The following is a 12,701-nucleotide window of genomic DNA, read 5'->3' as shown; positions in this document are numbered from 1 at the left end:
AGCGATATTTTCATAGTTTTTCGGAACAAAAATATTTATTATTTCGGTAAGCTACCGCATAAATCTAGTTCACATTCTGTTTATCTATAATTTACTTTGTAACGTAAAACAGTTTTCAATTTTGATGGTTCTACCTTTCTGGCATCAGAAATATATATTTCTCTATGAGGCATTGACACTCTTTCAAGATTATTTTGGTCACAGAATTCTTTCATCTTTTGAAAACTCCTTGGTTCATCATCATAAGAACCATTATGCGCCATTTGGACACATAACCCATCCTCTATGCTGCTAAAGATAACACTATCTAGTAAAGGGTGTGGCTTTTTCTTTTTAACAATTTCAATTGCTTTCATAGCTATTTCTTCTGTTACAAAATCTGGCTGCCTAATCATAATAGTATAAATAAATTCGTTTTTATCTAGATTATTCTTTCCTTTTCCTTCTTCACTAATATCCCATACACCTTCTAAAGGAAAAACCGTATAATCAAAATATCCTTCTGGGGTCACTCCATTTTTAGGCATCATCTTTATTGCATAAGAAAGGGAATAAAGAACACCTACCGCTTCTGAAAAATGCTCATGGTTCGGATTTCCTTTTCCTTTAATCATAAAAAATTTAAATTCTGGAATTTTAATTATTTCTACCTCACTCTTAGGCATATAATATTCTTTTGCATGCTTTTTCCATTCATATTTCATAAAACTTCACTCCTATCCTATTCAAAATATACTATACTGAATATGACAACAGTAAGTCATATTAACTTTTTCGGCGCATAAAAAAATACCAAATCAAAAATACCAGAATTATTTTTTGCTTCTGACTTATTTAAAAACAACATATTGCCCCTCATATTCAGCAAAAATAGTCTTCTCGTCCTTAATATAAACCTTAAGATTCAATCTGCTCTTTTTATGCCTAGCATATGCTTCAAGAAATTCTTTTTTAGTTTCTTCATTACGTAATTCACATTCTGCAATAAAATCTTCTCTTATTGGCGCTAAATAATTGATATTGCTTTTTTTAATTACTATATGAACATCTGGATCTATTTCCTTAATATTTATAAATGTCATTGCCCATCCACAAATCGTCATTAATGTATTTATACTTCCACCAAATGCAGTTTGCTTATGATTAATATTGGGTTCTAGTTTGGCTAATATCCTAACCTTTGATGGAGTGAATTCTACAACACTTACCCCCATAGCTTTGGTAATTGGAATTTTATCATGTATAAATTCCTCAAATTCATATTTATTCATAATTACTATCCTCCCAAAATCACTTTGAATTAAAATTAATAAAATATCTTAGCATCTAAACAAATTTCTCATTTAATAATGTAGTTATTCTCTTAATCATAAACTTATTATCATCAATAGCTTCAAACAGCCATATTATTTCATCTTTGCTTAACTCAAATTTTGTTTCTAAAACATCTAACATATTATTGTCTTCGTATTCTTTTACAAGATTCCTGCCAACGCATTTTATATTTTCGAATAACTTCACTTCTAAGTGGACAACTTCTCTAGTGTCTATTTCATCACTCACTTTATGAATAAAACTATGAATGTCATCAAAATTAAAATCTCCATTTTCTAGTCCTTCTAATTCCTTTAGCCATCTATTATAATCTTCTATAGCAATTTCATAATTATTTGCTTTAAAGGCTTTTAACAAATTTATGGTTTTTTCATAATCACATACATCTAGATATACTTCTGATTCCTTAATTCCTATAGTTCTTGAAATTTGAATTGATGGCAGCAAAACATACTTAATGAATGAATATAACTTCTCCTTAGATGTGAAGCACACCCAATCTCTCACTCCATCTTTATTTTGCTTATTTATCATTGAATATTTTAGAATAATACCATCTATTGTAAGATCAATTTCCTCTTCTCCTTCAATCCATTTTTCCCAATAACTAATTAAATCTTCACTCATTTTGTTTTCCCCTTTAACTAATACCACAAATTTAAAAATAAAAATGCATTACAAATAAAATACTATTCATTTCTTTTTTTGCACATAAAACTTCTACTATCTTTTTCAAAGCCAAATTTTTCATATAGTTTATGAGCATCCTCAGTAATTAATAGCCCTAATAAAGATTTCGAACTATTATCATTACATATTTCCTTTATTAGTTTTTTACCTAATCCTCTTTTTTGGAATTTCTCATCTATAATAACATCACAAATATAGAAATTAGTAACAAAGTCTGTTATAACTCTTGCAAAACCTACTTGTACATTTTCACAATATACTCCATAACAAACTGAGTTTTCGATTGATTTTATAATAGTTTCCTTATCTCTTTTGTTAGCCCAATAAGTCATTTTTAATAATTCACATATTCTATCTATCTGTAATAGATTTTTATCTTTGCTTATTATGCATTCATTTGTATCCATTGTATTTCCCCCTCTACCGGTTAACTATAATTAATTTGACAATCCACTTCTAAAATTGATAACATTTAATATATTATAGGCCAATTGCTACAAGAATACAAATAATGATATTTGTACTAGTTATATAAATGTGGCATTGTAATTAATATTAACTAAATTTTAAAGGAGTACTTATGAAAAATCTTAAACAATATTTATTTGTATCATTCATTCTAATTTTTTTATCGTTCATAATGTTTTTTGTTCATTACTTAATATTTGGTCAATTGGAAAATACTATTTATTATTCTTTGATGAGCTTATGTTTTATTCCTATAAACATACTTGCAGTAACACTCGTATTTGAAAAGCTTGTTGAAAGAAGAACTAAACTTGAACGCTTAAGTAAATTGAACATGCTAGTGGGATTATTTTTTAGTGATATTGGATTTACTCTTTTGAAAATAATAGTTGCTGGTGATGAAAAAATTCAATTATTAAATTTAGATTTCAGTGATTTAAAATCATCTGGGGACAAACTTAAACTTCATGATCATAATATTAAATTCGAAAAAATTGATTATCCAAAGCTTGAGAAACTTGTTATAGAAAACAGAGATATTTTATCTAATCTTATAAGCAATGAAAATATTTTAGAACATGAAACATTTGCAGATTTACTTATGTCTTTAATGCATTTAAGAGATGAAATTATATTCTTACAATACAAGGAATTAACTGACGATGACAGCATTCATATTAATGGTGATATTTGCAGAGTATACAAAACCCTAACTGCACAATGGATAAATTATCTTTGCCACTTAAAACAATTTTATCCTTATCAATATAGCGGTGCAATTAAATTTAATCCTTTTACACTTAATAAATAAAGCTGAAGCAGGGAATTTAATTTCCCTGCTTCAACTTTATTTATTTTATAATATAATGTTAATCTCCTCTCCACATTTTTCACACTTATTTTCCTTTATAAAAACTTCTGTGGAATACCCATTTCTCTCAATCAGCAATTCATTGCAGTTATCACAATAAGTATTATTATCTACCCCTTGAACATTACCTACATATACGTGTTTTAAATATTTCTTTGCTTCATTTTGAGCAGCTGTTATTTTTTCCACCTGGGTTGCAGCATTTTCCATTTTATATCGTGGAAAATATCTGCTTAAATGAAGAGGTATATCTTCGCTGACACTAGCTATAAATTCTGCAATTTGTCTTGCTTCCTCTAATGAATCATTTTCCTCACTTACAAGTAATGTTGTTATTTCCACATGACAGTGAGAATTGCATTTTTTTATAGTTTCAAGAACTGGTTCTAATTTTGCACCACAAATATTACTATAGTACCTGTTTGTATATCCTTTAAAATCAATGTTCATAGCATCAACATAAGGAAGAAGCTCCATAAGCGGTTCTTCATTAATATAACCATTAGTAACAACTACAACACTGGTTTCGGGAGTGCTTTCTTTTATATTTTTAGCTGCATCATACATATATTCATACCACATAAAAGGCTCATTATAAGTAAATGCAACACCAACATTATTTTTTATCGACGGAATAATCTCTATTAGTTTTTCTACATTTATGTATTGTGTTTCTGGTTTACCTTGGGATATTTCGTGATTTTGACAAAAACTGCAAGTCATATTACAGCCAAAACTTCCAATAGATAAAATATCTTTTGATGGCTTAAAATGATACAAAGGCTTCTTTTCAATAGGGTCAACTCCCATTGATGTCACTTCTCCATAATTAATTGCAGTAGGCATATTGTCCTTTACAGTTCTAACTCTACATATACCAAATTTACCTTCATCAATTATGCAATTATGTGGACAGACTCTACATCTAATTTTATCTTTATATTCTTCATAAAATGGTATTTTTGCATCCAATCATTTCACCTTCTTTAAATATCTCTTTATTATATATTTTACCCTTTACACTAATTAATATTTACAACATACTATGTTATCCTGCATATAATGTAAGAAAAGCATAGTAGCTCATCCTTAATATAAATGCTTAGGTTAATTGAATTTTCTCTTCCAAAAATAGTTTTACTTAATTTATTTTAGGAGGTGAAAACTATGCAAGTACTTTATTTGTTTGTTATTGCAATTCTTAATAGTATAGATAATATTGGTGTAGGAGTAGCATATAGTGTAGCTGGAGTAAAAGTTAAGCTGGCTAAAAATTTATTAATAGCATCTCTTGCTTTTTTGGTCTCTTTTTTAGCATCATTATTTGGACAATTTATATCTTATTTTCTTAATGATACTGAGTGCTCAATTATAAGTATGCTGCTATTGGTCATCATGGGTATAAGAATGATATACACATCATTTTCCGATAAAAATAATATTGAAGCAAATAAAAATAATGTAAAAGAACTAGGATTTAAAGAAGCTTTTTCTATTGGCATTGCCCTAGCTCTTGATGATATAAGTAGTTCAGTTAGTTCTGCATTAGTAGGTTATAGTGCATTTATGGTTTCTTTGCCTTATTTCATAATTAGTTTAGGAATATTTTTTTCTGGTAATTACGCATTAAAATTTATTACTAAACTAAACGTAGGAAAAAAACCTACAATTTTAGCTGGAATACTAATGATTATAATAGGTCTATCCCAAATCTTTGATTAGGTATCACAACAGTAATCTAAACCTATGTGATAGCTTACCGAAATCATAAATATTTTTGTTACGAAAAACTATGAAAATATTTATAATTTCTGGTGAAGGTATCCACATAGAGATTTAGTAAACATGTAATCAGGCTTATATAGTAAATCAAATTATAACATTAGTATCTATATAACCTATAAAAGGGAGCATCTCTTTCTGATGCTCCCTTAATAATATGCTCTTCTAATTAATCTACAACAAATGTTCCTTCGATAAAATTAGTAGGATTAAATACGTGTTCTATTTTTGGTAATGATATTCCTAAAGTTTCTTTAAGAACATCTTCTACAGTTTCTACTGGAATTATAGTTAATTCTTGCTTAACTTCATCTGGGACATCTTTAAGATCAATTACGTTATCTTTTGGAATTAATACTTTTGTTATTCCAGCTCTTTGTGCTGCTAATAATTTTTCCTTTAATCCGCCTATTGGAAGGACTGCTCCCCTTAAAGTAATTTCTCCTGTCATAGCTAATTTAGAATCAACCTTTATTCCTGTAACAAGAGATGCTAGTGCTGTGAATAAAGTAATTCCAGCTGATGGTCCATCCTTAGGAACAGATCCTGAAGGAACGTGTATATGAATATCTCTTTCTTTAAAGTTAACTGCATTTATTGGCAATCTTGATTTTAATAAACTTAAGGAAATCTTTGCAGATTCTTGCATTACATCTCCAAGTTGACCTGTTAAAGTAACTTGTCCATTTCCTTGCATACCAGTTGCTTCAATAAAAAGTATCTCTCCTCCTACAGGTGTCCAAGCTAATCCTGTTACTACTCCTGGCGAATTATCATTTTGAGCTTTATCATGGCTTGAAACTTTTCTTCCAAGAATGTCATCTAAATCATCTGCTGTAACCTTAAATGGTAACTCAGCCTTATTAGAAACAATCTTTTCTGATGCAACTCTTGCAATTGCTGCTAATTGCTTTTTAAGTCCTCTTACACCTGCCTCTAAAGTATATTCACTTATAATTCTTTTCAAAGCTTCATCTTCAACTACAACTTGACTGCTATTTAATCCATGCTCTTCAAGAATAGATGGGATTAAATGATTTTTACCAATATGGAATTTTTCATTAATAGTATAGCTTGAAATTTGAATTACTTCCATCCTATCTAATAGAGGTCTAGGAATTGTGTCTAAAGAGTTTGCTGTAGCTATAAAGAATACATCTGATAAATCATAAGGTAAATCTAAGTAGTGATCAGTGAATGTGTCATTTTGTTCTGGATCTAATACTTCTAGTAATGCACTAGCTGGATCACCATTATAGCCTGCCATCAACTTGTCTACTTCGTCTAAAATCATTACTGGGTTTGTTTCACCAGCTTTTTTAATAGTTTGTATAATTCTTCCTGGCATTGCTCCTACATAAGTTCTTCTATGACCTCTAATTTCAGCTTCATCTCGTACACCACCAAGACTTAATCTTATATATTTCCTTCCAAGAGCTTCAGCTATGCTTCTACCCAAACTTGTTTTTCCGGTTCCTGGAGGGCCAACTAATAATAAAATTGAACCTTTTTTATTCTTCTTAAGCTGCATTACTGCTAAATGTTGAATTATCCTATCTTTTACCTTTTCAAGGCCATAATGCTCATCATTTAATATACGTCTTGCTTCTTCTAAATCAATTAATTTAGGTTCACTCTTTTTCCAAGGAAGCTGAACTAGTAAATCCAAGTAATTTCGTATAACATTATATTCTGAACTATTTGGACTTTGACTTTCTAGCTTTTCTAATTCCTCTAAAGCTGCTTCCTTTATTTCACTTGGCATTTGAGCTTCTTCAATTCTATTTAAATAGTCTTTTTCTTTTTTAGCTCCACTGCCTTTTCCTTCATTTAATTCACTTTGGATAGCTTTTAATTGTTCTCTTAATACTGATTCCCTATAATTTTTATTAGCTTTCTCAGTAAATTTTTGTGCCAATTCAAATTGTAACTTTAAAGCTTCCTTTTGCTTTAATAAATAATCCATGAATTTAAGTCCTCTATTCTTTAGTGATTGAGTCTCTAATAATTCATATTTTTCTTCATTTGAAAGTGGCATAAAGTGTGTTAAATATCCTATAAGTTTATTTAAATTCTTTTGATTTTCTATTGTTTTCATGAAATCTTCTGAACCTCTAAAGTTTTCGCTGATTTCATGAGTAACCTTTTTAATATAAGCAACCATTTCTTCTTGGCTTTTTTCTTCAATATCAATAATATCAGGTGCAAATTCAAATTCTACATTAATAGAATTTTCTTCAATATGAAATGCCTTAACTTCAATTCTATCTAGTACTTTAATCTTTATTTGGTATCCCTTTTCTGTTTTTTCCATCTCATTTACTTGAAATGAAACTCCAACTTTATGAAAATCGTCTTCCTTTAACTGACTTTGACCAAACCCCTGTTTTAGAGGTAAAGCAATATTTGTTTCTTCCCCGCCTAAATGTTCAACTTCTTTTTCACTAAACCTATTTAATTTTAATGTGTGAATCATTCCTGGTAATAATACAATATCATAAATAGGAATTACTACGCCTTTATTTAAATTAGTCATCTTAATCATCCTCTCTTTCAGTAATTTTATAAACGAATGCTCATTTAACTATCTGTCTAATTGTAGCGAGATACACTTTGTAATCATTGATTCACAAAATTCTCTCGCTTTAATTAAATTCTTTTAATTATAGTAGTAAAGCATCCTGTACAATTTTAATTAATTCTTTAAGTAGCTCAGCTTTTTCAGCTTCTTCTATACATTGATTTATTGCAATTGATTTTACCGGGAAAAAAAGTATTGCTTTTAAATTATCATTTTGAAAATCTTTAAAAACTTTTTTTTCTTTCATTTTATCCAAAAAACCATTTAGATTGTTTATACCTTTTTTTGTTAAACATTGATTTGATAAAGCTGGACAATTTGAAAATTGATCTACAAAGTGAAAAATTTCATTATGCTCTTTAATATATATATAATATTCTTTAACTAGCATTTCAATTAATTGCTGTCCATCCATATAATCAGTGAGTTTATTAAGAACATAATCAAAAATTTCTTCGCTATACTCAAGATATATATCCTGTAACATTACCTCTTTATTTTCATAATAAATATAAACTGTAGCTGGAGAAACTCCTGCTTCTTTTGCGATTTTAGAAATGGAAGTACCATGAAAACCTTCTTTAAGTATCAGCTTAATTACGGCTTCTTTTATACTTTTTTCTTTTTCATCATCTTTCCTTCTCATTTAAACACCTCTATTATATTTCTATAATAAACGAACATTCTTTTATTGTCAATAGGTGTTTAACTTTTTTGCAAATTAAAGTCTAAATATACCAATATGTCCCTTTAACTAATCTTCCTTATATCTTATAACCTCAAATCTTTCAATATTATAATCCTCATCAAAATCAATATCGCCTTTATCACAAGCAATTTGCAACTGCTCTTCTACAGTATTTACTCCTTCAAGATCAGGTAATAATAAACCACGTCTCCTTCCAGAAGATACAATGACTCCATATCTTTTAGGATCTAAATCTTCTTTACTGCATGGCTCAGAATCCATAAGTACATCTACGGATATATCAATATCATTCATTTCATCTTCAGAGACTTCTGGAAATCTTGGATCATTCATAGCTGCTTCTATGGAATTTCTAATTATTTCTTCACCTACACTGTTAGTTGTTGGTGCTATTGTACCTATGCATCCTCTAAGATTACCAAATTTCTTTAACGATACAAAAACCCCATGTCTTTTATTTAAAAGTTCTTCTGGTAAATTAGACGCATCTTCTAAACTTTTTCCGTGAGAGAAATAATGATTCAAATTTTCTCTTGCCAACTTTACATAAGGATTATTACTTTCTAATTTTTTTCGAAGTTTTTCTTCCTTATTACTTATCAGTTCTTCCAAATAATTCTTGGGAGTTTCTTGATTTTTCAATTTCATTACTCCATATCCAACACCAAAGGTTCCCTCATAAGATAAGAGTTCACCCTTTATCTCTTTTCCTTCCATTGAGCCTAGAAGTACGTACACAGAGTTTAATCCACATTGACCCGCTTCTTCAACCATAGTCTTATTCATATTAAAAGCTTTAATGACGTCACCTTTTTCAAGATTATTTAAAAGCTCACGATCAAATTTTTCTCCATATGGTGAATATGAGTATGGGCCTTCCTCCTTAAGCTTATGGGACAAATCCCCGCTTGCTATTACTATAGCTTTTCTATTTAATTCCTCTGCGACTTTTTTTATTTCCATACCAAACTTATATAAATTAATATCTCCTATCATGGAATATGTAATATGAACTAGTTTATACTCATTGTAATACTTATTAATAAAATATAATGGAACTATAGTTCCATGATCTAACTCATAGCTAACATTATATCTGCGTAATAATTCAGAATTTACTAAAACCGATGGAATTCCTTCTAAGTGGCAGGCTGTGCCTAATTTAATATTAAATTCTTTATCAATTGGAATATCCATTTTTATATTTGCGCATCTAAATTGACTCAAATCTCCTGAAATTGTTTCTTCATCAGATATGGCAATTGCATCTGAAAACATGGTAGCATGAGGTGTTATAATAATTATTGTATCAGGCTTAAGGTCTGCTACTTCTCTCCCGATTTTATTGCATGCTAAACTTGTTTCTTCTATTTTTTTCTCTTCACCCTTACCAATATCAGGAATGACAATTGGCGGGTGAGGCATTAAGTAATAACCTAATATATTTTCCATTTCTTCACCTCTCCATGAAATTATTCTATATCTTTAGATTTTAAATTATTCCTAACCTTTTCTAAGTAGTTCTTCTGCTCTACTATATTTTCTTCGAAATTTTCCACTGCATGTTTAGTAAAGTTCCCTATACTCATCATTTCACGATATTTATCACCATTATTTCTTCTACTCATAATAAATCCTCCTTTGTAATAATACATGTATAATTTTTATTTCATTATAATTGTGTCATAACACTATTATTTCTAAAAACAAACTATTTTATTATAAATAATTCGAGCTTATGATTTACTATTCTTGGTTTTTTCGCCATTAGTATTTTCAACCATTTCTCCGCTAACATGGAGATTTTGAATAGCTGTAGTCAAATCGCTTCCAAGACTATTAATGCTTTTTCTTTTATCATAAGGTTTATTTTTCATAACTTTCATACTCCTCGCCATTTTTTATTATATTAGCTATCTATTATATTATTTTATATTTCTTTAAAATTAGAACTGGAAAATTTCAACTATTATATATTCAAAAATAAGTTGACTTTTTTTTTCATAGTGCTATGATAAATATTATTTTACAGATTAAAGTACCATTTTTACTTTAATTTAACAATTAAATTTTATAATATAGTTGAAGCAATAAATATAAATAGTAATTAATATGATTATAATTAATGTAAAGGAAGGCTAAATATGAAATCAACTATGAAACAAAATAATTTTACAAAGCTTAGTTTGGCTGGAATTATTGTAACATTAGGGGTTGTCTATGGCGACATTGGAACTTCACCACTTTATGTAATGAAGTCGATTGTCCAAGGAAATGGTGGTTTGGGCAACATATCGGAAAATTTTATTTTAGGTTCTTTGTCCTTAATTTTTTGGACAATAACAATTTTAACTACTATAAAATATGTTCTAATAACTTTAAAGGCAGATAATAAAGGCGAAGGTGGAATTTTCTCGCTTTTTACTTTGGTTCGTAATCGTGCAAAATGGCTTATTATCCCAGCCATGATTGGTGGTTCCGCATTACTTGCAGATGGGATGCTTACTCCTGCTGTAACTGTTACCTCCGCAATTGAGGGGTTAAAACTAATTCCAAGCTTTAATATTCTTTTTGGTATGAATCAGGATATTATTATTACAATTGTCATAATAATACTAAGTCTTCTATTTTTTATTCAACATTTTGGTACTGACTTAATTGGAAAAATGTTTGGTCCAATAATGCTCATTTGGTTTTCCTCATTAGCAATCTTCGGAATAATTGGGCTATCTCATAATTTAACATTATTACGCGCATTATCTCCATATTATGCAATTAATATTCTTTTAAGTAGTGATAATAAATTAGGATTCTTTATTCTTGGAAGCGTATTTTTAGCAACAACTGGTGCCGAAGCTCTTTATTCCGACCTTGGTCATGTTGGCAAATATAATATCTATTGCTCCTGGCCATTCGTAAAGGTATGTTTATTGCTAAATTATTTTGGTCAAGGCGCTTGGGTATTATCTTCTAAGAATAATCCATTATTTCTTAATATAGAAGACTTAAATCCATTTTTTCAAATGATTCCACACACTTTTTTGATTTTTAGTATAATTATATCGACTTTAGCTGCCATTATTGCTTCTCAGGCTTTAATTTCAGGTTCTTTCACACTAGTTTCTGAAGCAATTAAACTTAACTTATTTCCTAGGTTACATATTAAGTATCCATCTCATTCTAAAGGGCAGCTCTATATTCCAGCAATTAATACACTTTTATGGATTATTTGTATAGGAATTGTTCTTTACTTTCAAAATTCAGAACATATGGAAGCAGCCTATGGTTTATCAATCACAGTTACTATGTTAATGACAACTATTCTTTTATTTAATTATTTATTAAAACAAAAAACTTCATTTGCTGCTGCTTTAATTATGCTTATTTTCTTTATAACATTTGAATTTTCTTTCTTTATTGCAAATATTGTTAAATTTATGCATGGAGGATTTATCGCTGCTTTAATTGCTTTAGCAATTTTTTCAGTTATGTATGTTTGGATTAAAAGTTACTACATTAAAATGCGTTTAATAAATAATGTACCTATTGAAGATTATAAAGAAACACTTAACCAATTACGGAAAGATCCAGATCGTCCTAAATATACAACAAATCTTGTATGTCTAACTAGTTCTAGCAAACCAAAGCAGATTGAAAGAAAAATTATGTATTCTATATTGGATAAAAGGCCAAAAAAAGCAGATGTGTATTGGTTTGTTAATATTCACGTTACTGATGAACCTTACGTTGCTGAATATAGTGTAGATACTTTTGGAACCTCATACATTGTAAAAGTTCAAATAAAGCTTGGATTTAGGGTACCACAAAAATTAAATGTATTTTTACGCCAAATATCAACTGAGTTAGTAGAAAGTGGTGAAATAGAACATCAAGCCAGAAACTACACAATTATTCCAGATAGAAAAGTTGGCGATTTCCGTTTTATTTTAATCCAAGAACAATTATCATATGAAACAGAATTGAATTTTTGGGAAGAACTTATTCTTAAGTGTAAATTCTTTATAAAAAGATATACTGTATCTCCAACAAGATGGTTTGGTCTTGAAAATAGTGACGTTGATGTAGAAAATGTCCCATTATTTATAGGACACCAAAATCATACAATTTTAAAAAGAACTGAAAAATAATACTTCCCAATTAAATTAGGTATTTAAACTTTATAAAACAAAGTTTAAGGCACATGAAAATAAATAACAAGTCCAAAATGCCATGATTATTTTTCATCAGACAAGGAAGTAGATTGG

Annotated in this window: 13 protein-coding genes; 3 read left to right on the top strand and 10 right to left on the bottom strand. The window is 29.0% G+C overall.

Annotated features, from left to right (window positions below; translation table 11 throughout):
• Positions 1–80 precede the first annotated feature (80 nt).
• The 4 genes from COL3_RS06560 to COL3_RS06545 all read right to left on the bottom strand — a co-directional run bounded on the left by COL3_RS06560 (position 81) and on the right by COL3_RS06545 (position 2,432).
• Positions 81–704 (bottom strand): GyrI-like domain-containing protein, encoded by a 624-nt coding sequence (locus COL3_RS06560; RefSeq protein ID WP_008429931.1) that lies wholly within the window; start codon positions 702–704, stop codon positions 81–83.
• Between the two features lie 126 nt (positions 705–830).
• Positions 831–1,271, bottom strand: a complete 441-nt coding sequence (locus COL3_RS06555) for a YiiD C-terminal domain-containing protein (RefSeq protein WP_008429933.1) — start codon at positions 1,269–1,271, stop codon at positions 831–833.
• Between the two features lie 55 nt (positions 1,272–1,326).
• The gene (locus COL3_RS06550) at positions 1,327–1,962 is read right to left on the bottom strand and encodes a hypothetical protein (RefSeq protein WP_008429936.1); all 636 of its coding nucleotides are present in this window, start codon (positions 1,960–1,962) and stop codon (positions 1,327–1,329) included.
• A 62-nt stretch (positions 1,963–2,024) separates the two neighbouring features.
• The gene (locus COL3_RS06545) at positions 2,025–2,432 is read right to left on the bottom strand and encodes a GNAT family N-acetyltransferase (RefSeq protein WP_008429938.1); all 408 of its coding nucleotides are present in this window, start codon (positions 2,430–2,432) and stop codon (positions 2,025–2,027) included.
• Positions 2,433–2,725: 293 nt separating this feature from the next.
• Between COL3_RS06545 and COL3_RS06540 the strand changes: the two genes are divergently transcribed.
• Entirely contained in the window at positions 2,726–3,304 is a 579-nt protein-coding gene (locus COL3_RS06540) for a hypothetical protein (RefSeq protein ID WP_242982110.1), read from the top strand.
• A 45-nt stretch (positions 3,305–3,349) separates the two neighbouring features.
• Here the strand turns inward: COL3_RS06540 and amrS are convergent, their stop codons facing one another.
• Positions 3,350–4,336 (bottom strand): AmmeMemoRadiSam system radical SAM enzyme, encoded by a 987-nt coding sequence (gene amrS / locus COL3_RS06535; protein ID WP_008429942.1) that lies wholly within the window; start codon positions 4,334–4,336, stop codon positions 3,350–3,352.
• Positions 4,337–4,531: 195 nt separating this feature from the next.
• Between amrS and COL3_RS06530 the strand changes: the two genes are divergently transcribed.
• Positions 4,532–5,086 (top strand): manganese efflux pump, encoded by a 555-nt coding sequence (locus tag COL3_RS06530; protein WP_008429943.1) that lies wholly within the window; start codon positions 4,532–4,534, stop codon positions 5,084–5,086.
• A 229-nt stretch (positions 5,087–5,315) separates the two neighbouring features.
• On the opposite strand, the gene lon is transcribed toward COL3_RS06530, so the two are convergent.
• From lon to COL3_RS28590, 5 genes are all read right to left on the bottom strand, one after another.
• Entirely contained in the window at positions 5,316–7,682 is a 2,367-nt protein-coding gene (gene lon / locus COL3_RS06525; RefSeq protein WP_008429945.1) for an endopeptidase La, read from the bottom strand.
• A gap of 127 nt (positions 7,683–7,809) precedes the next feature.
• Positions 7,810–8,373, bottom strand: a complete 564-nt coding sequence (locus COL3_RS06520; RefSeq protein WP_008429947.1) for a TetR/AcrR family transcriptional regulator — start codon at positions 8,371–8,373, stop codon at positions 7,810–7,812.
• 108 nt (positions 8,374–8,481) lie between these two features.
• Positions 8,482–9,888, bottom strand: coding sequence for an AmmeMemoRadiSam system protein A (amrA, locus tag COL3_RS06515; RefSeq protein WP_008429949.1), 1,407 nt, complete (start codon positions 9,886–9,888; stop codon positions 8,482–8,484).
• A 20-nt stretch (positions 9,889–9,908) separates the two neighbouring features.
• Positions 9,909–10,064: a hypothetical protein gene (locus COL3_RS28595; protein WP_008429952.1), complete on the bottom strand. Its 156-nt coding sequence runs from the start codon at positions 10,062–10,064 to the stop codon at positions 9,909–9,911.
• 108 nt (positions 10,065–10,172) lie between these two features.
• Positions 10,173–10,313 (bottom strand): hypothetical protein, encoded by a 141-nt coding sequence (locus COL3_RS28590; RefSeq protein ID WP_008429954.1) that lies wholly within the window; start codon positions 10,311–10,313, stop codon positions 10,173–10,175.
• 267 nt (positions 10,314–10,580) lie between these two features.
• Here COL3_RS28590 and COL3_RS06510 point away from each other — a divergent pair, with 267 nt between their 5' ends.
• Positions 10,581–12,584 carry a KUP/HAK/KT family potassium transporter gene (locus COL3_RS06510; protein WP_008429956.1) on the top strand — a complete coding sequence of 668 codons (2,004 nt, stop codon included), beginning with the start codon at positions 10,581–10,583 and terminating at the stop codon, positions 12,582–12,584.
• Positions 12,585–12,701 lie beyond the last annotated feature (117 nt).

The organism is Clostridium sp. LS (genome assembly GCF_002760435.1).
In the GTDB taxonomy this organism is placed as follows: Bacteria; Bacillota; Clostridia; order Clostridiales; family Clostridiaceae; genus Clostridium.
Note: the sequence above shows the minus strand (reverse complement) of the source record. Positions and strands in the feature narration are given on the sequence as shown.

What these genes read in the sequence shown, in the direction of transcription:
- COL3_RS06530 (WP_008429943.1), top strand. Translation starts at nt 4,532, where the DNA reads ATGCAAGTACTTTATTTGTTTGTTATTGCAATTCTTAATAGTATAGAT.
- amrA (WP_008429949.1), bottom strand. Translation starts at nt 9,888, where the DNA reads ATGGAAAATATATTAGGTTATTACTTAATGCCTCACCCGCCAATTGTC.
- COL3_RS06510 (WP_008429956.1), top strand. Translation starts at nt 10,581, where the DNA reads ATGAAATCAACTATGAAACAAAATAATTTTACAAAGCTTAGTTTGGCT.
- COL3_RS28595 (WP_008429952.1), bottom strand. Translation starts at nt 10,064, where the DNA reads ATGAGTAGAAGAAATAATGGTGATAAATATCGTGAAATGATGAGTATA.
- COL3_RS06545 (WP_008429938.1), bottom strand. Translation starts at nt 2,432, where the DNA reads ATGGATACAAATGAATGCATAATAAGCAAAGATAAAAATCTATTACAG.
- COL3_RS06520 (WP_008429947.1), bottom strand. Translation starts at nt 8,373, where the DNA reads ATGAGAAGGAAAGATGATGAAAAAGAAAAAAGTATAAAAGAAGCCGTA.
- COL3_RS06560 (WP_008429931.1), bottom strand. Translation starts at nt 704, where the DNA reads ATGAAATATGAATGGAAAAAGCATGCAAAAGAATATTATATGCCTAAG.
- COL3_RS06550 (WP_008429936.1), bottom strand. Translation starts at nt 1,962, where the DNA reads ATGAGTGAAGATTTAATTAGTTATTGGGAAAAATGGATTGAAGGAGAA.
- lon (WP_008429945.1), bottom strand. Translation starts at nt 7,682, where the DNA reads ATGACTAATTTAAATAAAGGCGTAGTAATTCCTATTTATGATATTGTA.
- COL3_RS06555 (WP_008429933.1), bottom strand. Translation starts at nt 1,271, where the DNA reads ATGAATAAATATGAATTTGAGGAATTTATACATGATAAAATTCCAATT.
- COL3_RS06540 (WP_242982110.1), top strand. Translation starts at nt 2,726, where the DNA reads ATGAGCTTATGTTTTATTCCTATAAACATACTTGCAGTAACACTCGTA.
- COL3_RS28590 (WP_008429954.1), bottom strand. Translation starts at nt 10,313, where the DNA reads ATGAAAAATAAACCTTATGATAAAAGAAAAAGCATTAATAGTCTTGGA.